This is a genomic window from Magnetospirillum sp. UT-4, from assembly GCF_902729435.1.
Classification (GTDB): domain Bacteria; phylum Pseudomonadota; class Alphaproteobacteria; order Rhodospirillales; family Magnetospirillaceae; genus Magnetospirillum.
Genome location: NZ_CACVCG010000057.1, coordinates 173,312 through 197,207 on the forward strand (window position 1 = coordinate 173,312; position 23,896 = coordinate 197,207).

A 23,896-nucleotide genomic window follows, 5' to 3' on the forward strand; every position below is an offset into this window, starting at 1 on the left:
GCCACCTTTTCTCTTCGACCTAAACCTTGTATGACCTAGAGCGCGATGACACCCGCTCGCCGCACCGTGTGCGCCGAGCGGTTGTCTGAATCGCACTCTAATTTTATGATCTAGAGGCGGATTCAGCTTTCAGGTTGGATCGCCTCGCGAACCAACCTGAAAACATCCGGCTCTAGGGCCGAACAGCCACCGGAATCCCCCGTCCCGTGACCGCATCCCGAAAGCCCTTCCTGCGCGCCCTGGCCGGCGAGACCCTGACCCCGCCGCCGTTCTGGCTGATGCGCCAGGCCGGGCGCTACCTGCCGGAATACCGCGCCACCCGCACCCAGGCCGGCAGCTTCCTCGACCTGTGCTACAATCCCGAGCTGGCGGTCGAGGTCACCCTGCAGCCGCTCAGGCGCTACGGCTTCGACGCCGCCATCCTGTTCTCGGACATCCTGGTGATCCCCGACGCGCTGGGGCAACGGGTCGCCTTCAAGGAGGGCGAAGGTCCGGTCCTGCCGCCCATTCGCTCGGCAAGGGATCTGGAGGGTCTCGACATCTCGGGCCTGCACCAACACCTGGCGCCGGTCTATGCCACCGTCGCCGGCCTGTCCAAGGCCATCCCCGCCTCCACCGCGCTGATCGGCTTCTCGGGGGCGCCGTGGACGGTGGCCACCTACATGATCGAGGGCGGCGGCTCCAAGGACTTCTCCCACGCCAAGCGCCTGATGTGGAGCGAGCCGGAGACCTTCGCCCGGCTGATGGAGCTGCTGGTCGAGGCCACCGGGCAATACCTGATCCGTCAGATCGACAACGGCGCCGAGGCCATCCAGATCTTCGACACCTGGGCCGGGGCCCTGCCGGAGACCGAATTCCGCCGCTGGGTGATCGGCCCGGCCCGCGCCCTGGCTGAACGCATCCACGCCGAGCGCCCGGGGGTGCCGGTGATCGGCTTCCCGCGCGGCGCCGGCATCCTCTACGAGGCCTATGTGGCCGAGACCGGGATCGACGCGGTCGGCCTCGACACCGCGGTGCCGCTGGATTGGGCGGCGGACAAGCTGCAGACCCGCTGCACGGTGCAGGGCAATCTCGATCCCATCCTGCTGGTGGCCGGCGGCGAGGCGCTGGATGCCGGCATCGACCGCATCCTCAAGGCGCTCGGCAAGGGGCCGTTCGTGTTCAACCTGGGCCACGGCATCGTGCCGCCGACACCGCCGGAAAACGTGGCGCGTCTGGCCGAACGGGTGAAGACCTGGCGAGGGTAGCCATATGGATTCGGAGCGAGCGAAGCGAGCGACTAGGCCATTGAGGCCTCGCGAGCTTATGCGAGCGGAAGCCAAGCGCGCGGGAGCGCGCGCCCGGCGCCTGAGGGCAAACAAATGACTAAAACGGCTATTGTTCTGTTCAACCTGGGTGGTCCCGATTCGCCTGAGGCGGTCGAGCCGTTCCTGTTCAACCTGTTCAACGATCCCGCCATCATCGGCGCGCCGGCGCCTATACGCTGGCTGATCGCCAGATACGTCTCGGCCAAGCGGGCACCCGTGGCCCGCGGCATCTATGCCCATCTCGGCGGCAAGTCGCCGCTGCTGGAGCAGACCGAGGCCCAGGCGGCGGCGTTGCAGGAGCGGCTGGGCGACGATTTCAAGGTGCTGGTGGCCATGCGCTACTGGCATCCCTTCACCACCGAGGCGGTGGCGGCGGCCAAGGCCTGGGGCGCCGAACGGGTGGTGCTGCTGCCGCTCTATCCGCAATATTCCACCACCACCACCGCCTCGTCGGTGCGGGAATGGATGCGGGCGGCCAAGGCGGCCGGATTCGAGCGGCCGACCGAAACGGTGTGCTGCTATCCCGAGGAACCGGGCCTGGTCGCCGCCATGGCCGATCTGGTGCGCACGGGATGGGCGGAAGCGGCGGCATCGGGCCGGCCCAGGGTGCTGTTCTCGGCCCACGGCCTGCCGCAGCGGGTGGTCGATCGCGGCGATCCCTATCCCTTGCACGTGGAGCGCACCGCGCGGGCGGTGGCGGCGGCCACCGGCATCGCCGATCTGGACTGGCGGGTGTGCTACCAGAGCCGGGTCGGACCGCTGAAATGGATCGGCCCGGCCACCGAGGACGAGCTGGACCGCGCCGGCGAGGAGCGGGTGCCGCTGGTGGTGGTGCCGGTCGCCTTCGTCTCGGAGCATTCCGAGACCCTGGTGGAGCTGGACATCGAATACCGCCACCGCGCCGAGGAGGCCGGGGTGCCGGCCTATGTGCGGGTGCCGGCGCTGGGCTGCCATGCCGCCTTCATCGACAGCCTGGAGCGGCTGGCCCGCGATCCCGGCGCCAGCCGGGGTTTGGCCTGCAAGGCGGCGGGCCGGATCTGCCTCGGCGGAGGGCAGGGATGAGCGGCGAGGGCTATCTGTGGCTGAAGGCCCTGCACGTCATCGCCATCATCTCGTGGATGGCCGGATTGCTGTACCTGCCCCGGCTGTTCGTCTACCACGCCGAGGCCAAGGCCGGCTCCGAGACCTCGGAATTGTTCAAGGTGATGGAGCGGCGCCTGATGAAGGCGATCATGCTGCCGGCGGCGGCGGTGGCCTGGGGGGCGGGCCTGACCCTGGCGGTGGTGGGCGGCCTGTTCGCCGATGGATGGTTTCACGTGAAACTATCCCTGGTCATCCTGATGACGGTCTCCCACTACATGATGGGTCGCTGGCGCGCCGACTTCGCCGCCGACCGCAATACCCGGCCGCAGCGCTTCTTCCGCATCGCCAACGAGGTTCCGACCTTGCTGATGATCGTCATCGTCGTCCTGGTGGTTCTGAAGCCGTTCTAAAGGCGCGCGGCCTAATTCACGTTTGACAGGCCGGGGCGGTTTGGCTAATCCTGGGCCTGACTCCGAGGGGCCGGACCAAGCCCCATTCCCCCGAAAGCGCCATCCGTTCCGAGAATGACCTCGGAATCCCCATTTCTGCGATGGGCGGCGCGTCATCCAACCGGACCCGCCCCCATGCACCTTCAGGAACTCAAGAAGAAGTCGCCGGCCGAACTGCTCGCCTTTGCCGAGGAGCTGCAGATCGAGAACGCCAGCACCCTCAGGAAGCAGGACATGATGTTCGCCATCCTGAAGCAGCTGGCGGACAACGACACCCCCATCTACGGCGACGGCGTGCTCGAGATCCTGCAGGACGGCTTCGGCTTCCTGCGCAGCCCCGAGGCCAACTACCTGCCCGGCCCCGACGACATCTACGTCAGCCCCAGCCAGGTCCGCCGCTTCAGCCTGCGCACCGGCGACACGGTGGAGGGCCAGATCCGGGCGCCCAAGGACGGCGAGCGCTACTTCGCCCTGCTCAAGGTCAACGCCATCAATTTCGAGCCGCCGGAGAACGTGCGTCACCGCATCAACTTCGACAACCTGACCCCGCTCTATCCCGACGAGAAGCTGAAGCTGGAGATCGAGGATCCCACCCGCAAGGATCTCACCACCCGGGTGATCGACCTGGTGGCTCCGGTGGGCAAGGGCCAGCGCGCCCTGATCGTGGCGCCGCCCCGCACCGGCAAGACGGTGATGCTGCAGAACATCGCCCACGCCATCAGCCTCAACCACCCCGAGGTCTACCTGATCGTCCTGCTCATCGACGAGCGCCCCGAGGAGGTCACCGACATGGCCCGCTCGGTCAAGGGCGAGGTCATCAGCTCCACCTTCGACGAGCCGGCCAGCCGCCACGTCCAGGTCACCGAGATGGTGCTGGAGAAGGCCAAGCGCCTGGTCGAGCACAAGCGCGACGTGGTCATCCTGCTGGATTCCATCACCCGCCTGGCGCGCGCCTACAACACCGTGGTGCCCAGCTCGGGCAAGGTGCTGACCGGCGGCGTCGATGCCAACGCCCTGCAGCGGCCCAAGCGCTTCTTCGGCGCCGCCCGCAACATCGAGGAGGGCGGCTCGCTGTCCATCGTCGCCACCGCGCTGATCGACACCGGCAGCCGCATGGACGAGGTGATCTTCGAGGAGTTCAAGGGCACCGGCAATTCCGAGATCATCCTGGACCGCAAGCTGTCGGACAAGCGCACCTTCCCGGCCATCGACATCACCAAGTCGGGCACCCGCAAGGAAGAGCTGCTGGTCGACAAGGGCGTGCTGTCCAAGATGTGGGTGCTGCGCCGCATCCTGATGCCCATGGGCGTCATGGACGCCATGGAATTCCTGGTGGACAAGCTGAAGCAGTCGAAGACCAACTCCGACTTCTTCGACGCCATGAATTCCTAGGCCGATACTCCCTCCCCCTGGTGGGGAGGGTTGGGGTGGGGGGCTGCTGCCGTCCGGTCTTGCGGCCACCGACCCCACCCCCGGCCCCTCCCCATGGAAGGGGAGGGGGAGCGCCGCCCTACCGGTCCTCCGGCATCCGCGGCCGGGTGGTGTGGGCCTTGGCCTTGCTTTTCCAGTCATCGACCGGGGCGATGTCGTCCAGCGTGTGATGGGCGGCCTTGCCCGGGCCGCGCCGGGCGCCGGGCAGCTCCGTCTTGTCGAGGTGCAGGTCGCGGGCGGCCTCTTCCGGGCTTTGCGTCTGGGTGTGCTTGAAGGCGCGCTGTTTCCAGTCGCCGCCCGCCTCCTGGTGGTGCCCCGGGTTGAGCGGCACCGGATGGCGGCCGAGAAAGCTGGACAGCCACACCGTGGCGATGATCGGCGGCACGATCACCAGCAGGAAGCGCGACGACAGGTTCCAGAAGGTGTCGCGCCCGCTTTCGACGATGATCTCCTCCTTGCATTGGTAGCGCTGCTTGAAGGTGCCCTGGCACTCGGCTTCCATGCGGTCCTTGACCGACGAGCTGCTGTGATGGGCGACGGCGCTTTCGGGCAGGGTGGTCCACATCAGCCAGCCGATGCCGGCCATCCAGGCCAGGCATGCGGCGGTCACCAGGGACACCAGCGTCGAACGTTGAGCCTTGGTCATAACTCTCCCTCCGGCGGGCGTGATCGCTCCCGACCGGACGGATTATACGATTGTCAGGGCATCAGGACCAGAGACCCGGTGGTCTTGCGTGATTCCAGGTCGGCATGGGCGCGGGCGGCCTGGGCCAGGGGGTAGCGGTCGGCGACCTCGATGCGGACGATGCCCCGTTCCACCACCTCGAACAGCTCGGCGGCGCTGGCCACCAGGTCCTCGCGCCGGGCGGTGTAGGTCATCAGGGTCGGCCGCGCCAGCATCAGCGAGCCCTTGGCCGACAGCATGCCGATGTCGAAGGGCGGCACCTTGCCCGAGCTGTTGCCGAAGCTGACCATCATGCCCAGCGGCCGCAGGCAGTCCAGCGACCCCATGAAGGTCTCGGCCCCCACCGAATCGTAGACCACCGCCACGCCGGCGCCGCCGGTAAGCTCGCGGGTGCGGGCGGTGAAATCCTCGCGGCTGTAGACGATGGCATGGTCGCAGCCATGGGCGCGGGCCAGCTCGGCCTTGGCATCGGAGCCGACGGTGCCGATCACCGTGGCGCCCAGATGTTTGGCCCACTGGCACAGGATCAGCCCGACCCCACCGGCGGCGGCATGGATCAGCACGGCATCGCCCGGCTTGACCGCATAGGTGCGACGCAGCAGGTATTGGGCGGTCATGCCCTTCAGCATCATGGCGGCGGCGGTGTCGTCGGCGATGTCGGATGGAATGGCCACCAGCCGGTGGGCCGGCATCACCCGGCGCTCGGCATAGGCGCCCATGGGCGGGTTGGCATAGGCGACGCGGTCGCCCGGCCGGAATTCGCTCACCTCCGGCCCCACCGCCTCCACCGTTCCGGCCCCTTCCAGGCCCAGCACGGTGGGCAGCGGCGTCGGATAGAGGCCGGTGCGGTGGTAGATGTCGATGAAGTTGACACCCACCGCGGTGTGGCGGATCAGCACCTCGCCGGGGCCGGGAGCGGGGACCTCCACCCCTTCCCAGACCATCGCTTCGGGTCCGCCGGTGCGGTGGATGCGGATCGCCTTGGTCATTTCGGGACTCCCTTAATCCAATACCCCCTCCAGCCTGAGCAGGAAGCGCTTGGTGTCGATGCCGTCCATGCCGGAATAGCCGCCCAGGCGGCCATCGGCGCCCAGCACCCGGTGGCAGGGGACGATGATCGGTATGGGGTTGCGGCCGCAGGCGCCGCCGAGGGCGCGCGGGGCGGTTCCCAGCTCCTGCGCCAGCGCGCCGTAGCTGCGCACCGCGCCGTAGGGGATGGCGGCCAGGGCCGCCCATACCTTGCGCTGGAAGGCGGTGCCCAGGGGCGCCAGCGGCAGGTCGAAATCCCTGCGGCTGCCGTTGAAATAGGCTTCGAGCTGGCGGCAGGCCTCCTCCAGCACCGGCGCCGGCGGCTCCGGGCTTTCCGGCGGCCAGCCCCATTCGACGGCGACGATGGCGCCGTTCTCCTCGAACAGGGTCAGCGGCCCCACCGGGCTGTTATAGGCGATCAGGCTCATGGCGGAAGCTTAACCCGCCGTCAAGGTCGCCCGCAACGTCTCGGCATCGGCGATGGGCGGCAGGCAGGCGGACTGGCGGCACACCACCGCCTGGGCCGGTCCGACCGCATGCTGGAGCACCGCCGTCGGCAACGCCACCGCCGCCACCGCCCGCAGCAGCGCCGCCTTGGCCGCGCCGTCGCCGCCCACGGCGATCTCCACCGGCGCCGCCAGCTGCTCGAAGGCGGCCAGCATCGCGGTCATGTTGGCGAAATGGTCGCGCACCGCCGCCGAGAAGGAGGCCACCACCGCCTCGGCCCGGCGCAGATGGGCATCCTCGCCGGTGACCTGGCCCAGCCGGGCCAGCACCTGCGCCATGATTCCGTTGCCCGAGGGCACCGCGTGGTCATGGAACGCCTTGGTCCGCGCCACCAGGTCCGAGGCATCGTCGGCGCCCATGAAATAGCCGCCCTCGGCCGCGTCCCAATGATGGTGATCGGCCGCCGCCACCCAGATCCCGGCCTTCTCCAGATAGGCGCCGTCACCGGTCGCCTGATGAAGGGCGAGGGCGGCGCGGGCCATGTGGGCGAGGTCGTCCAGCAGCCCGGTCGCCGACACCCGCCCCAGCCGCATGGAATGGGCGAGGCGGCCGCCGGGCAGGGCCATGCGCAACGCCACCGCGTCGAAGGCGGTGCGGGCGGCGTCCAGCCAGTCGGGGCGGTCGAAGACGAAGGCGGCCTGGGCCAGGGCGGCGATCATCATGCCGTTCCAGTCGGCCAGCACCTTGTCGTCGCGACCGGGGCGCGGCCGCGTCTCCCGTTCCCGCCACAATATCTGGCGGGCGGTGGCGAGCACATCCTCAATCCCTTGCGGTTGTGGCTGGTGGTTGCGGTGGAGGATGCTGACCCCCTCCCAGTTGCCGCCGGGCCGGACGTCGTAGGCCATGGCGAACCAGCGCGCCGCCTCGGGGTCCAGCAGGCTTTCCACCTGCTCGGCGGTCCAGGTGTAGAAGCGGCCCTCGTGTCCCTCGGAATCGGCGTCCAGGGTGGCGGCGAAGGCGCCGTGCTCGGCGATCATCTCGCGCAGGACCCAGCCCACGGTCTCGGCGACCCGCTCGGCATAAAGCGGAGTGCTGGTCTCCTGCCAGGCCAGGGTGAGCAGCTCGATCAGCTGGGCGTTGTCATAGAGCATCTTCTCGAAATGCGGCGCCAGCCAGACCTCGTCGGTGGAATAGCGCATGAAGCCGCCGCCCAGGTGGTCGTAGATGCCGCCGTGGCAGAGGTGCTCGAGGGTCAGCGTCACCGCGTCGCGCAGCGCCTTGTCGCCGGTGCGCAGGTAGGCCCGCCACAGGAAGTCGAAGATGCCCGGCTGGGGGAATTTGGGTGCCCCCTGCAGGCCGCCATGGTGGGTGTCGACCGCCCCCAGCAGCCGCCGTGCCCCCTCGTCGAGCAGGGCCATGTCGAGGTGGCCGGCGCCGGGCGAGCGGCCCTCGCGCTCCAGCCCGGCCTTCAGCGCCTCCACATTGTCCTTCACCCGGTCCGGCGCCCGGCGCCACGAATCGTCCACCGCCCGCATCACCTCGGGGAAGGACGGCCGGCCGTAGCGCGGCACCGGCGGGAAATAGGTGCCGCCCCAGAACGGCTCGCCGTCGGGGGTGCAGAACATGGTCAGCGGCCAGCCGCCGTGCTGACCCATCATGGCCAGCGCCTGCTGGTAGATGGCGTCGAGGTCGGGCCGTTCCTCGCGGTCGATCTTGATGTTGACGAACAGCCGGTTCATCTCGGCGGCGATGGCCTCGTCCTCGAAGCATTCATGGGCCATCACGTGGCACCAGTGGCACGCGGCGTAGCCGATGGACAGCAGGATCGGCCGGCTCTCCGCCTTGGCCTCGGCCAGGGCCTCGGGACCCCAGGGCCGCCACGCCACCGGGTTGGCGGCATGTTGCAGAAGATAGGGGCTGGTCTCCCCGGCGAGGCGGTTGGTCATGGGATGTACCTTATGAGTCGGCGTTGCGCAGGCGGGGTCGAAGGCTTAGTTTGGGTCGCCGGTCGGGTTTCGCAAGGCGAGGTAACGCGATGAAGATCACCGTGGACGTGGATTGCACCCCCGAGGAAGCCCGCGCCTTCCTGGGCCTGCCCGACGTCAAGCCCATGCAGGACGCCCTGCTGAAGCAGGTCGAGGAACGCATGACCGCCACCCTGCATGCCATGGAGCCCGAGGCCATGATCAAGACCTGGCTGCCGGCCGGGGTGCAGGGGATGGAACAGCTGCAGAAGATGTTCTGGTCCCAGTTCGCCGGCGGCGGCCGACGCGACAGGAAGGATCCGGGATGATCGCCGACCCCAAGCCCTATTACCGCATCCACCTGTTCGCCTGCACCAATCGCCGCCCCGAGGGCCATCCCAGGGGCTCGTGCGGCGCCCGGGGAGCCGAGGGGTTGCGCGACTACCTCAAGGCGCGGGCCAAGGAACTGGGGCTGAAGGACGTGCGGGTCAATTCCGCCGGCTGCCTCGACCGCTGCGAGCTGGGGCCGGTGATGGTGATCTACCCCGAGGGGGTCTGGTACGCCTACCGCACCCACGCCGACCTGGACGAGATCCTGGATGTCCACCTGATCAAGGGCGGCCGCGTCGCCCGCCTGCTGCTGCAGCCCGACGCCCAACCAGCCGACGCCCAGCCCGCCGACGCGTCCTGACGTGGACAGCCGGGACACCGTCTTCGCATTGGCCAGCGCCAGGGGGCGGGCCGGCATCGCCGTGTTCCGCCTGTCCGGGCCGGCGGCGGGACCGGCGCTCGCCACCCTGAGCGGCAAGCCGCTGCCCGAGCCACGTAAGGCGCGGCTCGTGCGCCTCGGCCATGGCGGCGAGGCCATCGACGACGGCATCGCCCTGTGGTTTCCCGGCCCGGCCAGCTTCACCGGCGAGGACGTCGCCGAGCTGCATGTGCACGGCGGCCGCGCGGTGGCGGCAGCACTGGCCGAGGCGCTGCTCGATCTCGGCCTGCGCCCGGCCGAGGCGGGGGAGTTCTCGCGCCGGGCCTTCCTCGCCGGCAAGCTCGACCTCACCCGCGCCGAGGCCATCGCCGACCTGGTCGAGGCCGAGACCGCGGCGCAGCGGCGCCAGGCCCTGCGCCAGCTGGACGGCGGCCTGATGCGGCTGGCGGACGGATGGCGCGAGCGCCTGATCCGCGCCATCGCCCTGACCGAGGCGGCCATCGACTTCTCCGACGAGGGTATTCCCGACGGCGTGATCGACGAGGCCGCCACCCTGGCCGCCGCCCTGGCCGCCGAGCTGACGGCCCACCTGTCGGCCGATCACCGCGCCGAACGGCTGCGCGACGGCATCGACGTCGCCATCCTGGGGGCGCCCAACGCCGGCAAGTCCAGCCTGCTCAACGCCATCGCCGGCCGCGACGTGGCCATCGTCTCCGAGACCGCCGGCACCACCCGCGACGTCATCGAGGTCCATCTCGACCTGGGCGGCTGGCCGGTGGTGCTGGCCGACACCGCCGGCCTGCGCGAGGCCGCCGAGGCGGTGGAGGCCGAAGGGATACGGCGCGCCCTGGCTCGGGCCGAGGCCGCCGACCTCAAGCTGGCGGTGTTCGACGGCACCCGGCTGCCGGAGATGGACGCCGCCACGCGGGCGATCCTTGACGGCGACACCCTGGTGGTGGTCAACAAGAGCGACCTGGCGCCCAGTCCGGCCGACCCGCCGGCCCTGATGGTCTCGGCCCGCACCGGCGAGGGGCTGGACGGTCTGCTGACGGCGCTGACCGCCGCGGTGGCGTCCCGCTTCGAAGTGAACGCGGCGCCGGCCCTGACCCGGGCGCGGCACCGGGCGGCGGCGGCCGAGGCGGCGGCGGCGCTGGGGCGCTTCGACCCCGCGAGCGGCATCGAACTGGCGGCCGAAGAATTGCGCCGCGCCGCCCATGCCATCGGCCGCCTTACCGGCCGGGTCGAGGTTGACGAGGTGCTGGACGTGGTGTTCGGATCCTTTTGCATTGGGAAATAGTTTCACGTGAAACGGGATTGGGATCTCTCGGCCGACGTGGTGGTGATCGGCGCCGGCCATGCCGGGGCGGAAGCGGCGGCGGCGGCGGCGCGGACCGGGGCGGCCACCCTGCTGGTCACCCAGCGGCTCGAGACCATCGGCGAGATGAGCTGCAACCCGGCCATCGGCGGATTGGCCAAGGGCCAGCTGGTGCGCGAGATCGATGCCCTGGACGGGCTGATGGGCCGGGCCATCGACAAGGCCGGCATCCAGTTCCGCATCCTCAACCGCAGCAAGGGGCCGGCGGTGCAGGGGCCGCGGGCCCAGGCCGACCGCAAGCTCTATCGCGCCGCCATGCGGGCGCTGCTGGACGCCACCGCCAACCTGTCCCTGCTGGCCGGTTCGGTCGAGGACCTGGTGGTCGAGGGTGGTCGCCTGGTCGGGCTGGTTCTGGCCGACGGCCGGCGCATCGGATGCGGCGCCGCGGTGGTCACCACCGGCACCTTCCTGCGCGGGCTGATTCATTGCGGCGAGAAGAGCTGGCCGGCCGGCCGCATGGGCGACGCCCCGGCCTATGGCCTGTCGGCGGCGCTGGCGCGGGCGGGGCTGCGCCTGGAGCGGCTCAAGACCGGCACCCCGGCGCGCCTGGACGGCCGCACCATCGACTGGGCCTCGCTGGAGATGCAGCCGGGCGATGATCCGCCGGTGCCGTTCTCGACCCTCACCGACCGCATCACCGTGCCGCAGGTGGCCTGCGGCATCACCCACACCAATGCCGCCACCCATGCGGTGATCCGCGCCAACCTGCACCGCGCCCCCATGTATTCCGGCCAGATCCAGAGCGTCGGGCCGCGCTATTGCCCCTCCATCGAGGACAAGGTGGTGCGCTTCGCCGACAAGGAGCGCCACCAGATCTTCCTCGAGCCCGAGGGGCTGGACGATCCCACCGTCTATCCCAACGGCATCTCCACCAGCCTGCCGGCCGAGGTGCAGGAGGCGATGATCCGCACCATCCCGGGGCTGGAGCGGGTGACCATCCTGCGCCCCGGCTACGCCATCGAATACGATTTCGCCGATCCCCGCGACCTCACCCGGGGGCTGGCCAGCCGGCACCTGGAGGGGCTGTTCCTGGCCGGCCAGATCAATGGCACCACCGGCTACGAGGAGGCCGGCGCCCAGGGGCTGCTGGCCGGGCTCAACGCCGCCCGCCGGGTCGCCGGGTCCGAGCCGGTGACGGTGGACCGCGCCGACGGCTATCTCGGCGTCATGGTCGATGACCTGGTCACCCTGGGCACCTCGGAACCCTATCGCATGTTCACCTCGCGCGCCGAATACCGACTGGTCCTGCGCGCCGACAACGCCGATCTGCGCCTGACCCCCAAGGGGCTGGCTTCGGGCTGCGTCGGGGCCGAGCGGGCACGGGCCTTCGCCGCCAAGGCCGAGGCGCTGGCGCAGGGCAGGGCGCAGCTGGAGGGCTGCCGCGCCTCGCCGACCCAGCTTCGGAAACAGGGGCTGGAGGTGAACCTGGACGGGGTGGTGCGCTCGGGGTTCGAGCTGCTGGCCTATCCCGGCATCGACCTCGCCCGCCTGGCCACAGTCTGGCCCGAGCTGGCCGGGCTGCCGGCGGCGGTAGCCGAGCAGCTGGAGATCGAGGGCAGGTACCGCGGCTATCTGGAACGCCAGGAGGCCGACATCCGCGCCTATCGCCGCGAGGAGGGGCTGGCCCTGCCGGCCGACCTGGATTATGACCGCATCGGCTCGCTGTCGGCCGAGGTGCGCCAGAAGCTGAAGGCGGTGCGGCCCGACAGCCTGGCTTCGGCCGGGCGCATTCCGGGGATCACCCCGGCGGCGCTGACGGCGCTGCTGGGGTATGTGAAACGGGAAAGCGCCGCCTAGTGGGTCGGCGCGTTCGGACCACAAGATATTGTTTCACGTGAAACAGGGGAGGGGGATGAGTCCGGACGACTTCCAGGCCGAGACCGGCGCCGATGCCGCGACCATGGCCCGCCTGTCCGCCTATGCCGAGCTGCTGCGGCGCTGGCAGGCCCGCATCAACCTGGTCGGGCCCGACACGCTGCCCGATCTGTGGCACCGCCATTTTTTCGACTCGGCCCAGCTTATCCCCCTGCTTCCACAAACCGTCCACAGACTTGTGGACATGGGCTCCGGCGCCGGCTTCCCCGGCCTGGTCCTGGCCGCCATGGGGGTGCCCGACGTCCACCTGATCGAGAGCGATTCCCGCAAATGCGCCTTCCTGCGCGAGGCGGCGCGGGTGATGGCGGTGACGGTGACGGTCCACAATTCCCGCATCGAGGCGGTGGAGCCCTTGGGCGCCGACGTGGTCACCGCCCGCGCCCTGGCGCCGCTCCATAGGCTGTTCGGGTGGGCCGAACGCCACCTGTTGCCGGGCGGACACGCCCTGTTCCTGAAGGGCCGCGCGGTGGAAGACGAATTGACCGAGGCCGGCAAAGAATGGAATATCGCGCTGGGCCGCATTCCCTCCCGGACGGATGCGGCCGCAACCATTCTTCACTGCCGAGAGGTCCGACGTGGTCGAGCGTAGCGCCAGCACAGCCCCCGCGAACGCCCATCGCGGCGCCGCCGCGACATCAACACGCGTCATCGCCGTGGCCAACCAGAAGGGCGGGGTGGGCAAGACCACCACCACCATCAACCTGGCCACCGCCATGGCCGCCACCAAGAAGTCGGTGCTGATCCTCGATCTCGATCCCCAGGGCAATGCCAGCACCAGCCTGGGGCTGGAGGCGGCGCAGCGGGCGGTCACCTCGTACCATGTGCTGCTCGGCGAGGTGTCGCTGGGCGAGGCGGTGCAGGAAACCGGCATTCCCGGTCTGGCGCTGGTGCCGGCCGATTCCAACCTCTACGGCGCCGATATCGAGCTGGTGGACATGGCGCGGCGCGAGACCCGGCTGAAGGAAGCCCTGGCCGGGGCGGTGGGCGCCTTCGACTACGTGCTGATCGACTGCCCGCCGTCGCTGACCCTGCTCACCCTCAACGCCCTGGTCGCCGCCGATTCGGTGATGGTGCCGCTGCAATGCGAGTTCCTGGCCCTGGAGGGCATCAGCCACCTGATCAAGACCATCGAGGCGGTGCGCAAGGGCTTCAATCCCGGCCTCGATCTGCAGGGCATCGTGCTGACCATGTTCGACAAGCGCAACAACCTCTCGGACCAGGTTGCCGCCGACGTGCGCGAGTTCTTCGGCGACAAGGTCTACAAGACGGTGATCCCGCGCAACGTCCGCGTCTCCGAGGCGCCGTCCCACGGCAAGCCGGTGCTGATCTACGACCATAAATGCTCGGGCGCCGAGGCCTATATCCACCTCGCCTCGGAAGTGCTGAAGCGCGAGCGCGACATGCGGGCGGGGGCCTGAGACCGGTGGCCGAGGAAAAGCGACGCAATCTGGGCCGCGGCCTGTCCGCCCTGCTGGGCGATTCCGGCGTGGCCGCCGCCGCCGTGGTGATGGACACCGAATCCCGCGCCGCCGCCGCCGGGCCGAAGCCGGCCGGCCTGCGCACCCTGCCCATCGGCCAGCTGAAGCCGGGCAAGTTCCAGCCGCGCCGCCAGTTCTCCGAGGAGGCCATCGCCGATCTGGCGGAATCGGTGCGCACCAAGGGCGTGCTGCAGCCCATCCTGGTCCGCCCCCATGACGGCGGCTACGAGATCATCGCCGGCGAACGGCGCTGGCGCGCCGCCCAGCGCGCCCAGCTGCACGAAGTGCCGGTCATCGTCCGCGAGCTGACCGACAAGGAGGCCCTGGAGGTCGCCCTGGTCGAGAACCTGCAGCGCCAGGACCTGACCGCGCTGGAGGAGGCCGAGGGCTATCGCCGCCTGGTCGAGGAATTCAGCCACACCCAGGAGGAGCTGGCGCGCGCCGTGGGCAAGTCGCGCAGCCACGTCGCCAACATGATGCGCCTGCTGGCCCTGCCCGATCCGGTCAAGGGCATGCTGGACCAGGGCACCCTGTCGGCCGGCCACGCCCGCGCCCTGCTGACCGCCGCCGATCCGGTGGGGCTGGCCCGCCAGGTGGCGGAAAAGCAGCTCAACGTGCGCCAGACCGAAAAGCTGGCGGCGGCGGGCGGCAAGCCCAAGGCCGGCGGGCGTCCGGCCAAGGCGGCGGCGCGCGATGCCGACACCGCCCAGCTGGAACGTGACATGGCCGAAATGCTGGGGCTCAAGGTCGACATCCGGCCGCAGGGTCGCGGCGGCGAACTGGTGCTGCATTATTCCAGCCTGGAGCAGCTGGACGACCTGTTGTCGCGGCTGACCGGCGAACGCAAGTAGGCGTCTCGACTCGCGCGGCCGCATGCCGTTAGAATGGCGCGGTTTTTCGGCTCACCGGCGGGAAGGGGGGCGAGAGGGAATGTCGATCAACGACGGCGCACTGGAAATGCTGCTCGACCGGCTGCCGCCGGACGTCGCCGGGTCCTTCAGCGAGGCCCAGCGCGCGGCCCTGTGGCAGGCCATCAAGCCGGCCTCGTGGCGCCGCCATCCCATCAACATCCGCCTGTCGTTCCCGCTGTTTTCCGAACGCTATTTCGTGGTGCTGGTGGGCGGGGCCGAGAAGCGCTCGGGCGACCGCCTGAACCGCGAGAAACGGATGTTTCCCTTCCGCACCGCCGGCAACATCCTGTTCCTGCTGGGGGTGGGCGGCGCCTTCTACGCCGCCGCCGTGCTCGGCATCTTCATGTTCTCCAACCTCATCGAATTCTGACCGGATCCATCGCCATGACCTCCTGCCCCTGCGGCTCGGGCCACGCGCTCGACCAGTGCTGCGGCCCCATCATCGCCGGCGCCCCGGCGCCCACCGCCGAAGCCTTGATGCGCTCGCGCTACACCGCCTTCACCTTCGCCAACCTGGACTACCTGGAGCGCTCGCTGGCGCCCGAGGCGCGCGAGGATTACGACCGCGGCGAGACCGAGACCTGGGTCAAGGAAGCGCGCTGGCAGGGCCTGGAAATCCGCCGCGCCACCGGCGGCGAGGGGGACGAGCAGGGAACCGTCGAATTCGTCGCCCGCTACACCCTGAAGGGCAAGCCCTACGCCCACCACGAATTGTCCAGCTTCCGCCGCCTGGACGGCCACTGGGTCTACGTCGATGGCACCATCAACCCGCGCCCGGAGCAGCGGGTAGTGGAAAAGGTCGGCCGCAACGACCCGTGCCCCTGCGGTTCCGGCAAGAAATACAAGAAGTGCTGCGGGGCTTGAGTGCTTGGCGGCTGGCAGTCTTCAATGGGAACACAGATATAAAAGATGAACACCGATAAACACAGATATTGAAAACTAGTCCATATTCATCCGTGTGCGCCGTCAGGCGCCTGTGTTCAACTATGTTCCATTGACTCGTTGTCGCCGCATCTAGTGACTCGGCCGGTCCTCGGCGCCCAGCAGGGGCTGCACCTGGGCGGTCAGCCAGGCCTGGACGATGGCGCCGCCGCCGTTGGTCAGCACGGCGACCGGGCTGGCGGCGAAGGCGTCCACGTGGCCGCGCAGCCAGGCGCGCCGCTCGTCGGGCTCGGGCAGGATGGTGGCCAGCGCCCGCTGGATGGCGATCACCATCTTCAGCGCATCCAGCGTGCCCTGGGTCATGGCCAGCGGCGGCGCGTCGCTCCAGCCCGACAGTTCCTCGATGCCGATGCCGACGATGGCCGATTCCTCTTCCAGGCTGAGGCCCAGATCCTCGATGGCGGCCAGGTAATAGGCGGCGAATTGCTGCAGCCCGACCCGCTGCCACAGCGCGTTGCGTTCCTCGGGCTCCAGGATTTCAGCCAGCGGCGAGGTGGCGCGCAGGCTGCCGGCCTCGACGCTGTCGGCCAGCACCGCCTTCGCCACCACATCCAGGCCGGCGGCCAGCAGCACCTCCCAGCGGTCCCATAGCGCTTCCTGCGCGGGGGAGCGCTGGCGCAGCCCCGGCAGCGCCTCCACCGCGCGCGCCACCAGGTTCGGGGTGCGGCGCGCCTGATCCACCAGCACGCGGTGGAAATACAGCATGCGGGCTTCGTTGACGGCGAAACGGTCCATGGCGTGCAAAGTCCCCTGGTCGCAGGAAGCCCTTATATAAGCACGCCGGCAAGCGGTTGCTAATAGACTTCCACCCCCTTGCGGTTCAGCAGGCGGCCGTCGAGTTCGACGGTCTCGCCGGGCTCTCCCACCCGTGTACGGACCCGGATGTGGCGCATGGAGCGGGCCAGCCGGGCGGCGAAATCGAACAATTCCCCGGGCGACATGGCGTCCAGCGGGGGATAGCGGCGGTCGGCATCGAGATCGACGTCGTACATGGGGAGACCTCGCTCAGAACAGGTCGATGGACTCGTCGTCCAGGGCGGAGCCGTGGAACACCACCTCGTCGCCGCGCTGGCTGCCCAGGGTGGCATGCACCTCGGCATCCGGGATCGCCCGGGCGATGGCGGAGGCGAAGCCGTACAGGTATTCCGATGCGTTCACCGTCAGGGGCTGATACAGCCGATCGCGGTTGGGTTCGAGCTTGACCAGAAACATGGGGATAACTCCCCTGGGGCTGGTGATGACCTGGGGAAAATCATACCGCCAAGGAATGGGGACGACTTATGCGAAAGGATGAGTCCCACCGCTGCGCACAACTCATGTGGAAACGCGTAAAATTGCAGGAATTTTTCCGGCCTCAGGCGCGGGACTGGGCGCGCAGGCGCTCCGCCAGCGGGCGGTAGAGAGCCATGGCCGCCGCACGGGCGGCGGCGAAATCCGGCTTTTCCGCCATCAGGGCATCGCGCAGGCCGCGGCCGATGGCGGTGAACAGGCCTTCCTCGGGATCGCCGGCGAAGACGATGGGAAAGGCCGAGAACACGGTCAGGGCGGCGTTCATTTCGTTGCTGAAACGGGTGCGCCCGAGCACCGACCAGACTTCGAACAGGGCGTCCAGGGCGGCGCCCAACGTGTCCTCGTCATAGCGCCGGCGCAGCACCTCGCGCAGCTGGAAGGCGAGGTCGCGCGGCCGGCGCCCCAATTCGCCCTTGAGGAAGGGACGCAGCGCGGCGCGGGCGCCGTCGTCCTGGGCGGCGCCCATCCAGATTTCGTGCAGGTCGGCGAAGCGCAGGTGGCCGCCGCTGTTGAACAGCAGGATCAGCAGCGCGTCGGCCAGGGTGTTGGCGTAGGTCTGGTCGATGGCCTTCAGCCGGTCGCGCAGATAGTCGCGGCTGGTCGCCTTGTGCTCGACCAGCGCGGCGAATTCCCGCGTCGCCTGGGCGAAATGCTTGGCGTCGAACTCCAGCAGCTGGCGCAGGAAATGCAGATCGCAGGCGGCGGGCAGGTCGAGGCCCTCCTGCCCGGCCATGTCGCGCAGGCGGCCGACCAGGTCGAGGGCCAGGCGCTCCTCGGCCTCCAGCTCGGTGGACGGGCGCAGGCGCACCTGCATCCGTTCCATGCGGGTGCGGCTGCCCAGGCGGAAGGCCACCCCCAGCACCCGGATCACCCGGGGCCGGCTGACCGGCACGTCGACGCTCTGGAATTCCGGACCGCCACCTGGCGCGCCTGCCCTCACCAGCTTGGTTGCGGCAGCGTTATGATGACCGCCCAGCTTGCCCAGGCGCTCGGTCAGGATGCGCCACAGCTCGGGCCGCTTTTCCGACAGGAACAGGTCGAGGCGGGCCGGTCCGGCCAGGGTGGCCTCGTCCAGATGGCGGTAGAGGTGGCGTTCCAGCCCGTCGCGGCACAGCGGCACCGCCACCTCGGCGAAGAAGCGGCGCACCACCCGGGGAAAGGCCGGCGAGAACAGGAAGAACGGCTGTTCGTGGACATAGGCGACCGAGGGAAAGCGCGGCTCGGGCGCGGTGAAGATGGCCAGGCGGCGTTCCAGCACGCCGCCCACATGGGCCGCCACCGCCGCCTCGGCGCGGGCATGGGCATAGGCGGCAGGACCGGGCGCGGCCGCGTCGGCGTCGCGGGCGAGGTCGTCGGCGGGCAGGTCGAACGGAGCCAGATCGAGATCGGGCAGATCGTCCGCCGATGCCTGATCGACGGCGCGGCGGCGGTGGGGGGCGTCCTCGGGATGGAGCTGCTGCCAGGCCAGCGCGATCTCGGGGCGCTTGGCGATGACCAGGGCGATCACCTCGCGGGCGAGATGGCGCTGCTCGTCCGGCGACAGCCCGGCCAGCCCGGTGGTGAAGGAATCCTGGACGGCGCGGCGGAACTCGTCGTCGCCGCGGCGGCGCAGCAACGATTGCAGCACCCCGGCCATGAAGGCGATCAGGGCCTCGCTGCCCTCGATGCCGTCGAGACGCGACGTCAGATCACGATACAGCAGGACCTGGTCGCGCCGGTCGGTCACGGCGCCTGGCCCTGGCCGGGCGGGATGGGCACCACCGAGATGGAATTCTTGGGCGAGCCCTCGATGATGCGATCGGAATAGACCAGATAGACCAGCACGTTGCGCCTGGTGTCGTGGAAGCGCACCACCTGCATGGTCTTGAACAGCAGCGAGGTGTCCTTCTGGAACACCGTCTCGCCGGCCTTGAACGCCTTGCGGATGGCGATCGGCCCGACCTGGCGGCAGGCGATGGCGGCGTCCGAGGTATCCTCGGCCACCCCCACCGCGCCCGAGATGCCGCCCTTCTTCGCCCGCGACAGATAGCAGGTGACGCCGTCGATCTTGGGGTCGTCGAAGGCCTCGACCACGACCTTGTCGTTGGGACCCAGCATCTTGAACACGGTGGAGACGCTGCCGATCTCCTCGGCGGCCGCCGGTGCGGCGGCGGCGAGAACGGCCAAAGCGGCCAAACTCTTGATCATCGGAACGGCCCCCCATCTGCTGTGCCGTCAATATAGGCACCCGCCGCACCGGGCGCAAACGGGCCTTCCGTTTCCCAAGCCGGCGGAAATCTGCTAGAACCCGGCGCAACGTGAAGAAATCGGGGTTGCGAGCGCCATGTCGGTGATGGTTCCGGTGTCGTGGGGCGAGGTGATCGACAAGATCACCATCCTGGAGATCAAGGCCGAGCGGCTGACCGACGCCGCCAAGCTGGCCAACGTCAACAAGGAACTGGCCGAGCTGGCGGCGGTGCGCGAGCGGGAATTCCCCGGTCACGCCGGTCTCGCCGCCCTGGCCGCCGAGCTGAAGGCCATCAACGAGAAGCTGTGGGTGATCGAGGACGACATCCGCGATTGCGAGCGGGCCAAGGATTTCGGGACGACGTTCGTCGAACTGGCCCGCGCCGTCTATTTCACCAATGACGAGCGCGCCGCCGTGAAGCGCCGCATCAACGACCTGCTGGGCTCGGCCCTGGTCGAAGAGAAGTCGTATGCCCCGTATTGAGGGCCGCCCGTGCGCCTGCATCGCCTGCTCGATCCCGTCCTCGACCCGCTGATCGGCTTGACCGGCCGCCCCGGGCGGCCCTCGGGCGTGCTGCTGGTCAGCGCCGGCGGGCTGGGCGACACCGTGCTGTTCGCGGTGGTGCTGCCGCGCTTCCTCGCCCTCGCCGAACCGGGCGAGACGGTGACGGTGCTGCTGCGCAACGACGCCGCCCGCATGGCCTTCACCTTTCCCCCGGGCGTGCGGGTGCTGAAGCTGGATTTCGGCCATCTGCGCCAGATCGGCTATCGCCGCCGGGTGTTCGCCGAACTGTACCGGGCCAATTTCCGCCTGGTGGTCCATACCGACTACCTGCGCCATCCCGACCTGGACGAGCCACTGGTGGCCGCCTGCCGGGCGCCCGCGACGGCGGCCATGGAACCGCGGCCCTCGGGCAAGCACGGGGCGCGGCTGGCGGCCAATCGCCGGCTCTATTCCCGCCTGGTGGACAGCGGCCCGCCACTCACCGACAAGGTGGTCCGCTGGACTCGTTTCGCCAACGCATTGACAGCCCGCGACGAGCCGCCGCCGGTGGTGGCGCTGCCCGATCCGCCGGCCCCGGCGGCCTTGCCGGCGCCCACCCTGCTGCTGCAGCCGTTCTCGGCGGTGGCGCTGAAGCACAGCCCTGTGGCCCTGTGGCGCCGCCTGATCGAGGCCGCTCCGGCCGGCTGGCAGGTGCGCATGGCCGGCCATCCCTCGGATCTCGAACGCAATCCCGAGTACCGGGCGCTACTGGAGCTGCCCGGCGTGGCCTTCGAGGGCGCCCCCTTCGCCGAACTGGCCGCGATCATCCGCGCCTGCCGGCTGGTGGTCAGCGTCGATACCGCCTGCATGCACCTGGCCGCCGCCCTCGGCACCCCCACCTTGTGCCTGGCCTCGGCCGCCTATGTGGGCGAGATCGTGCCCTACGCCCCCGAGGTGACGCCGGCCAACCTGCGGGTCCTCCACCGCCCCATGGAGTGCCAGGGCTGCCTGGGGGCCTGCCGCTTTGCGCCGGTGGACGGCATGTATCCATGCGTCGCTGCCCTGGATGCCGACGAGGCGGTGGCCGCGATGCGGGGGATGATCGCGTGATCCGCCGGCTCTTTCACGCCGGCATGCGGCGGATTTTGTTTCCTGCCGGCATGCGCCGGATTTTGTTTCCTGCCGGCATGCGCCGGCGGTGGTGGCTGTTCCGCCCCATCGACGCCCTGTGCGCGCTGATCCCGGCCCGCCGGCCGCGCTCCGGCGTGCTGGTGGTGCGCATGGACGGCATCGGCGACATGGTGATGGTGCGGCGGGCGCTGGAGCACTATCCCGAAGCCTTCGGGGTGGCGAAATCCGACATCACCGTGCTCGGCTGTACTTCATGGAAGGGCCTGGCCGCCGAAGTGTTCCCCGGATTCCGGGTGGTGGCCATCGACGAGCACGCCTTCGAGAAGAAATGGTTCTACCGCCTGAGGATCTCGGCCTGGGTGGCGCGCCAGGGCTTCGCGGTGGCGGTCTGCGACATGTTCATGCGCAAGGTGCTGACCGCCGATTCCCTGGTGCGGCTGTCCGGGGCGCCCGAGCGCATCGTCTGCGCCCCCTTCGTCACCGAGCGCACCCGCGCCGAATATGCCTGGTATTTGGCGGGGGCGACGCGGGTGATCGACACCGGTCCCTATCCCACCCACGAGGGCCTGCGCCATTTCGCCTTCCTGTCGGCCCTCACCGGCCGGCCGCATCCGCCCGAGGTGCCGGCCATTCCGTGGCCGCAACGTCCTCTGCCGCTGGCCGAAGGCGCGCCCTATGTGGTGATGAATTTCGGCTCCAACGAGCCGGGCCGGCGCTGGCCTTTCGACAATTTCCTGGCGGTGGCGCGCCTCTGTCTGGAGGCTGGATACCGGGTGGTGTTCGTCGGCGCCGCCCAGGAGGCCTTCGCCAGGCCGGCCATCGCGGCGCTGAACCACCCCGGCGCCATCGACACCATCGGGGCGTTGAAGCTGGGCCAATTGGTGGACGTCCTGAAGGGCGCGGCCGCCGTGCTGACCAACGACACCGGCCCCGGCCATCTGGCGCTGGGACTCGGCACCGCCACCGTGCTGATCGCCGGCGGCGGGCATTTCGGCTGTTTCGTGCCGTATCCGGAACAAATCCGCCCGGCCGGCGCGGTGTTCCTCAACCACGCCATGGACTGCTACCACTGCCTGTGGGTGTGCCCCAAGCGGGCCAGTCGCCAGGACGCCTTCCCCTGCGTCGCCGGGGTGAGCGTGGAGCAGGCGTGGGAGGCCATCGACGGTGTGCTGAAGGGATAGGTTTCACCACAAAGACACAAAGAACACCAAGGAGAAATAAACCTTCGTGCCCTTCGTGTCTTTGTGGTGAAAACCTTGTTCCTATTCCTCCGCCGCCCGCTGCGCCTTCTTGCGGTCGTTGGGGTCGCGCAGGCGCTTGCGCAGGCGGATGGACTTGGGCGTCACTTCCACCAGCTCGTCGTCCTGGATGTAGGCGATGGCCTGCTCCAGGCTCATCTTGCGCGGCGGGGTCAGGCGCACCGCCTCGTCCTTGCCGGCGGCGCGGATGTTGGTCAGCTGCTTGGCCTTGAGGCAGTTGACCTCGAGGTCGTTGCCGCGGGAATGCTCGCCGATGATCATGCCCTCGTAGACCTTGACGCCGCCGGTGATGAACATCGGGCCGCGGTCTTCCAGGTTCCACAGGGCGTAGGTGACCGCCTCGCCGCCGGCATTGGAGATCAGCACGCCGTTGCGGCGGCCCTCGATGGCACCCTTGTAGGGGGCGTAGCCGTGGAAGACGCGGTTCATCAGGCCGGTGCCGCGGGTGTCGGTGAGGAACTCGCCGTGATAGCCGATCAGGCCGCGGCTGGGGGCGTAGAAGGTGATACGGGTCTTGCCGCCGCCCGAGGGCCGCATGCCGGTCAGCTCGGCCTTGCGCAGGGTCATCTTCTCGACCACGGCGCCGGTGAACTCGTCATCGACGTCGATGAAGACCTCCTCGATGGGCTCCAGCCTCTGGCCGGCCTCGTCGGTCTGGAACAGCACCCGCGGGCGCGACACGCTGAGCTCGAAGCCCTCGCGGCGCATGGTCTCGATCAGCACGCCCAGCTGCAGCTCGCCGCGCCCGGCGACCTCGAAGGCGTCCTTGCTGTCCATCTCGCGGATGCGGATGGCGACGTTGGACTCGGCCTCGCGGGCCAGGCGGGCGCCGATGACGCGGCTGGTCACCTTGTCGCCCTCGGTGCCGGCCAGCGGCGAATCGTTGACCGAGAAGATCATGGCCAGGGTCGGCGGGTCGATGGGCTGCGCCTTCAGCGGCACGGTGACTTCCGGGGCGCAGATGGTGTCGGCCACCGTCGGCTTGGTCATGCCCGAGATGCAGACGATGTCGCCGGCCTCGGCCGAGTCCACCGGTACCCGCTCGATGCCGCGGAAGGCCAGGATCTTGGCGGCGCGGAACTGCTCGAGAAGGTTGCCCTCGCGGTCCAGGCCCTTGACCGCCATGTTGGTCTTGATGGTGCCGGTATGGATGCGCCCCGTCAGGATGCGGCCCAGATAGGGATCGGCCTCGAGGGTGGTGGCCAGCATGGAGAAGGGCTTGTCGAGATCGCGCACCGGCGGCGGCACGTGACGGACGATCAGGTCGAACAGGGCCGAGAGGTCCTGGCGCGGACCGTCCAGCGATTCGTCGGCCCAGCCGTCGCGACCGACCGCGAACAGGGTGGGGAAGTCGAGCTGGTCGTCATCGGCGTCCAGCGCGGCGAACAGGTCGAAGCACTCGTCGTGGACCTGATGCGGCCGGGCGTCGCCGCGGTCGACCTTGTTGATCACCACGATGGGCCTAAGACCCAGGCCGAGGGCCTTGCCGGTGACGAACTTGGTCTGCGGCATCGGCCCTTCGGCGGCGTCCACCAGCACCACCACGCCGTCCACCATGGACAGGATGCGCTCGACCTCGCCGCCGAAATCGGCGTGGCCGGGGGTATCGACGATGTTGATGCGCAGGCCCTTCCATTCCACCGAGGTGCACTTGGCGAGAATGGTGATGCCGCGCTCCTTTTCCAGGTCGTTGGAATCCATGACCCGTTCCGCGACCTGCTGGTTCTCGCGGAAGGTGCCGGACTGCTTGAGCATGGCGTCTACCAGGGTGGTCTTGCCGTGGTCGACGTGGGCGATGATGGCGATGTTGCGGAGTTCCAT

The 23,896-nt window shown here is 69.3% G+C and carries 26 protein-coding genes; 16 read left to right on the plus strand and 10 right to left on the minus strand.

What is annotated here, in order from left to right; genetic code table 11:
- Positions 1-206 precede the first annotated feature (206 nt).
- The 4 genes from hemE to rho all read left to right on the plus strand — a co-directional run bounded on the left by hemE (position 207) and on the right by rho (position 4,231).
- The gene (gene hemE, locus MTBUT4_RS09900; protein WP_173979525.1) at positions 207-1,247 is read left to right on the plus strand and encodes a uroporphyrinogen decarboxylase; all 1,041 of its coding nucleotides are present in this window, start codon (positions 207-209) and stop codon (positions 1,245-1,247) included.
- 114 nt (positions 1,248-1,361) lie between these two features.
- Positions 1,362-2,369, plus strand: coding sequence for a ferrochelatase (hemH, locus tag MTBUT4_RS09905; RefSeq protein WP_173979526.1), 1,008 nt, complete (start codon positions 1,362-1,364; stop codon positions 2,367-2,369).
- Positions 2,366-2,800 (plus strand): protoporphyrinogen oxidase HemJ, encoded by a 435-nt coding sequence (gene hemJ / locus MTBUT4_RS09910; protein WP_173979527.1) that lies wholly within the window; start codon positions 2,366-2,368, stop codon positions 2,798-2,800. The genes hemH and hemJ overlap by 4 nt, the downstream gene beginning before the upstream one ends.
- A gap of 174 nt (positions 2,801-2,974) precedes the next feature.
- The gene (rho, locus tag MTBUT4_RS09915; protein ID WP_173979528.1) at positions 2,975-4,231 is read left to right on the plus strand and encodes a transcription termination factor Rho; all 1,257 of its coding nucleotides are present in this window, start codon (positions 2,975-2,977) and stop codon (positions 4,229-4,231) included.
- Positions 4,232-4,349: 118 nt separating this feature from the next.
- On the opposite strand, the gene MTBUT4_RS09920 is transcribed toward rho, so the two are convergent.
- The 4 genes from MTBUT4_RS09920 to MTBUT4_RS09935 are packed head-to-tail and all read right to left on the minus strand — an operon-like array spanning position 4,350 to position 8,377.
- Positions 4,350-4,916 (minus strand): hypothetical protein, encoded by a 567-nt coding sequence (locus MTBUT4_RS09920; RefSeq protein WP_173979529.1) that lies wholly within the window; start codon positions 4,914-4,916, stop codon positions 4,350-4,352.
- A gap of 53 nt (positions 4,917-4,969) precedes the next feature.
- Complete coding sequence (locus MTBUT4_RS09925) at positions 4,970-5,944, minus strand: quinone oxidoreductase (RefSeq protein ID WP_173979530.1); 975 nt, start codon at positions 5,942-5,944, stop codon at positions 4,970-4,972.
- A gap of 12 nt (positions 5,945-5,956) precedes the next feature.
- Positions 5,957-6,412 carry a methylated-DNA--[protein]-cysteine S-methyltransferase gene (locus MTBUT4_RS09930; protein ID WP_173979531.1) on the minus strand — a complete coding sequence of 152 codons (456 nt, stop codon included), beginning with the start codon at positions 6,410-6,412 and terminating at the stop codon, positions 5,957-5,959.
- Between the two features lie 9 nt (positions 6,413-6,421).
- On the minus strand, positions 6,422-8,377 hold the full coding sequence (locus tag MTBUT4_RS09935) for a thioredoxin domain-containing protein (RefSeq protein WP_173979532.1): 1,956 nt from the start codon (positions 8,375-8,377) through the stop codon (positions 6,422-6,424).
- Between the two features lie 89 nt (positions 8,378-8,466).
- On the opposite strand from MTBUT4_RS09935, the gene MTBUT4_RS09940 reads away from it, so the two are divergent.
- The 9 genes from MTBUT4_RS09940 (at position 8,467) to MTBUT4_RS09980 (ending at position 15,607) form a co-directional block, all read left to right on the plus strand.
- Positions 8,467-8,724 carry a DUF6489 family protein gene (locus MTBUT4_RS09940; protein ID WP_173979533.1) on the plus strand — a complete coding sequence of 86 codons (258 nt, stop codon included), beginning with the start codon at positions 8,467-8,469 and terminating at the stop codon, positions 8,722-8,724.
- Positions 8,721-9,086: a ferredoxin gene (locus MTBUT4_RS09945; protein WP_173979534.1), complete on the plus strand. Its 366-nt coding sequence runs from the start codon at positions 8,721-8,723 to the stop codon at positions 9,084-9,086. Before MTBUT4_RS09940 ends, MTBUT4_RS09945 begins: the two co-directional genes overlap by 4 nt.
- 1 nt (position 9,087) lies before the next feature.
- Positions 9,088-10,401: a tRNA uridine-5-carboxymethylaminomethyl(34) synthesis GTPase MnmE gene (gene mnmE, locus MTBUT4_RS09950; RefSeq protein ID WP_173979535.1), complete on the plus strand. Its 1,314-nt coding sequence runs from the start codon at positions 9,088-9,090 to the stop codon at positions 10,399-10,401.
- A 6-nt stretch (positions 10,402-10,407) separates the two neighbouring features.
- The gene (gene mnmG / locus MTBUT4_RS09955; protein ID WP_254434804.1) at positions 10,408-12,276 is read left to right on the plus strand and encodes a tRNA uridine-5-carboxymethylaminomethyl(34) synthesis enzyme MnmG; all 1,869 of its coding nucleotides are present in this window, start codon (positions 10,408-10,410) and stop codon (positions 12,274-12,276) included.
- A gap of 55 nt (positions 12,277-12,331) precedes the next feature.
- Positions 12,332-12,943 (plus strand): 16S rRNA (guanine(527)-N(7))-methyltransferase RsmG, encoded by a 612-nt coding sequence (rsmG, locus tag MTBUT4_RS09960; RefSeq protein ID WP_173979536.1) that lies wholly within the window; start codon positions 12,332-12,334, stop codon positions 12,941-12,943.
- Entirely contained in the window at positions 12,930-13,772 is an 843-nt protein-coding gene (locus MTBUT4_RS09965) for a ParA family protein (RefSeq protein WP_254434805.1), read from the plus strand. Before rsmG ends, MTBUT4_RS09965 begins: the two co-directional genes overlap by 14 nt.
- 5 nt (positions 13,773-13,777) lie before the next feature.
- Positions 13,778-14,683 (plus strand): ParB/RepB/Spo0J family partition protein, encoded by a 906-nt coding sequence (locus MTBUT4_RS09970; protein ID WP_254434806.1) that lies wholly within the window; start codon positions 13,778-13,780, stop codon positions 14,681-14,683.
- 79 nt (positions 14,684-14,762) lie between these two features.
- Entirely contained in the window at positions 14,763-15,113 is a 351-nt protein-coding gene (locus MTBUT4_RS09975; protein WP_173979539.1) for a hypothetical protein, read from the plus strand.
- A gap of 14 nt (positions 15,114-15,127) precedes the next feature.
- Entirely contained in the window at positions 15,128-15,607 is a 480-nt protein-coding gene (locus MTBUT4_RS09980; protein WP_173979540.1) for a YchJ family protein, read from the plus strand.
- Positions 15,608-15,757: 150 nt separating this feature from the next.
- Here MTBUT4_RS09980 and MTBUT4_RS09985 read toward each other — a convergent pair whose 3' ends face one another.
- From MTBUT4_RS09985 to MTBUT4_RS10005, 5 genes are all read right to left on the minus strand, one after another.
- A complete protein-coding gene (locus MTBUT4_RS09985; protein ID WP_173979541.1) occupies positions 15,758-16,420 on the minus strand; it encodes a hypothetical protein in 663 nt (220 codons plus the stop codon).
- 59 nt (positions 16,421-16,479) lie between these two features.
- Positions 16,480-16,677 carry a hypothetical protein gene (locus MTBUT4_RS09990; protein ID WP_173979542.1) on the minus strand — a complete coding sequence of 66 codons (198 nt, stop codon included), beginning with the start codon at positions 16,675-16,677 and terminating at the stop codon, positions 16,480-16,482.
- 13 nt (positions 16,678-16,690) lie between these two features.
- Positions 16,691-16,897, minus strand: a complete 207-nt coding sequence (locus MTBUT4_RS09995) for a hypothetical protein (RefSeq protein ID WP_173979543.1) — start codon at positions 16,895-16,897, stop codon at positions 16,691-16,693.
- A 142-nt stretch (positions 16,898-17,039) separates the two neighbouring features.
- Positions 17,040-18,701: a hypothetical protein gene (locus MTBUT4_RS10000; protein ID WP_173979544.1), complete on the minus strand. Its 1,662-nt coding sequence runs from the start codon at positions 18,699-18,701 to the stop codon at positions 17,040-17,042.
- The gene (locus tag MTBUT4_RS10005; protein WP_173979545.1) at positions 18,698-19,162 is read right to left on the minus strand and encodes a CreA family protein; all 465 of its coding nucleotides are present in this window, start codon (positions 19,160-19,162) and stop codon (positions 18,698-18,700) included. The genes MTBUT4_RS10000 and MTBUT4_RS10005 overlap by 4 nt, the downstream gene beginning before the upstream one ends.
- A 136-nt stretch (positions 19,163-19,298) precedes the next feature.
- On the opposite strand from MTBUT4_RS10005, the gene MTBUT4_RS10010 reads away from it, so the two are divergent.
- From MTBUT4_RS10010 to MTBUT4_RS10020, 3 genes are read left to right on the plus strand one after another with little or no spacing between them, the layout of a single operon-like run.
- On the plus strand, positions 19,299-19,685 hold the full coding sequence (locus tag MTBUT4_RS10010; protein WP_173979546.1) for a DUF6165 family protein: 387 nt from the start codon (positions 19,299-19,301) through the stop codon (positions 19,683-19,685).
- A gap of 9 nt (positions 19,686-19,694) precedes the next feature.
- Positions 19,695-20,795 carry a glycosyltransferase family 9 protein gene (locus tag MTBUT4_RS10015; RefSeq protein WP_173979547.1) on the plus strand — a complete coding sequence of 367 codons (1,101 nt, stop codon included), beginning with the start codon at positions 19,695-19,697 and terminating at the stop codon, positions 20,793-20,795.
- Entirely contained in the window at positions 20,792-21,997 is a 1,206-nt protein-coding gene (locus MTBUT4_RS10020) for a glycosyltransferase family 9 protein (RefSeq protein ID WP_254434807.1), read from the plus strand. The genes MTBUT4_RS10015 and MTBUT4_RS10020 overlap by 4 nt, the downstream gene beginning before the upstream one ends.
- Positions 21,998-22,078: 81 nt before the next feature.
- Here the strand turns inward: MTBUT4_RS10020 and typA are convergent, their stop codons facing one another.
- The gene (gene typA / locus MTBUT4_RS10025) at positions 22,079-23,896 is read right to left on the minus strand and encodes a translational GTPase TypA (RefSeq protein ID WP_173979548.1); all 1,818 of its coding nucleotides are present in this window, start codon (positions 23,894-23,896) and stop codon (positions 22,079-22,081) included.

Coding starts and splice junctions, on each gene's coding strand:
- hemJ (WP_173979527.1), top strand. CDS start 2,366: ATGAGCGGCGAGGGCTATCTGTGGCTGAAGGCCCTGCACGTCATCGCC.
- MTBUT4_RS09985 (WP_173979541.1), bottom strand. CDS start 16,420: ATGGACCGTTTCGCCGTCAACGAAGCCCGCATGCTGTATTTCCACCGC.
- MTBUT4_RS09925 (WP_173979530.1), bottom strand. CDS start 5,944: ATGACCAAGGCGATCCGCATCCACCGCACCGGCGGACCCGAAGCGATG.
- rho (WP_173979528.1), top strand. CDS start 2,975: ATGCACCTTCAGGAACTCAAGAAGAAGTCGCCGGCCGAACTGCTCGCC.
- MTBUT4_RS10005 (WP_173979545.1), bottom strand. CDS start 19,162: ATGATCAAGAGTTTGGCCGCTTTGGCCGTTCTCGCCGCCGCCGCACCG.
- MTBUT4_RS10010 (WP_173979546.1), top strand. CDS start 19,299: ATGTCGGTGATGGTTCCGGTGTCGTGGGGCGAGGTGATCGACAAGATC.
- typA (WP_173979548.1), bottom strand. CDS start 23,896: ATGGAACTCCGCAACATCGCCATCATCGCCCACGTCGACCACGGCAAG.
- MTBUT4_RS09990 (WP_173979542.1), bottom strand. CDS start 16,677: ATGTACGACGTCGATCTCGATGCCGACCGCCGCTATCCCCCGCTGGAC.
- MTBUT4_RS09945 (WP_173979534.1), top strand. CDS start 8,721: ATGATCGCCGACCCCAAGCCCTATTACCGCATCCACCTGTTCGCCTGC.
- MTBUT4_RS09995 (WP_173979543.1), bottom strand. CDS start 16,897: ATGTTTCTGGTCAAGCTCGAACCCAACCGCGATCGGCTGTATCAGCCC.
- hemH (WP_173979526.1), top strand. CDS start 1,362: ATGACTAAAACGGCTATTGTTCTGTTCAACCTGGGTGGTCCCGATTCG.
- rsmG (WP_173979536.1), top strand. CDS start 12,332: ATGAGTCCGGACGACTTCCAGGCCGAGACCGGCGCCGATGCCGCGACC.
- MTBUT4_RS09935 (WP_173979532.1), bottom strand. CDS start 8,377: ATGACCAACCGCCTCGCCGGGGAGACCAGCCCCTATCTTCTGCAACAT.
- MTBUT4_RS09980 (WP_173979540.1), top strand. CDS start 15,128: ATGACCTCCTGCCCCTGCGGCTCGGGCCACGCGCTCGACCAGTGCTGC.
- MTBUT4_RS09930 (WP_173979531.1), bottom strand. CDS start 6,412: ATGAGCCTGATCGCCTATAACAGCCCGGTGGGGCCGCTGACCCTGTTC.
- MTBUT4_RS09975 (WP_173979539.1), top strand. CDS start 14,763: ATGTCGATCAACGACGGCGCACTGGAAATGCTGCTCGACCGGCTGCCG.
- MTBUT4_RS09940 (WP_173979533.1), top strand. CDS start 8,467: ATGAAGATCACCGTGGACGTGGATTGCACCCCCGAGGAAGCCCGCGCC.
- MTBUT4_RS09920 (WP_173979529.1), bottom strand. CDS start 4,916: ATGACCAAGGCTCAACGTTCGACGCTGGTGTCCCTGGTGACCGCCGCA.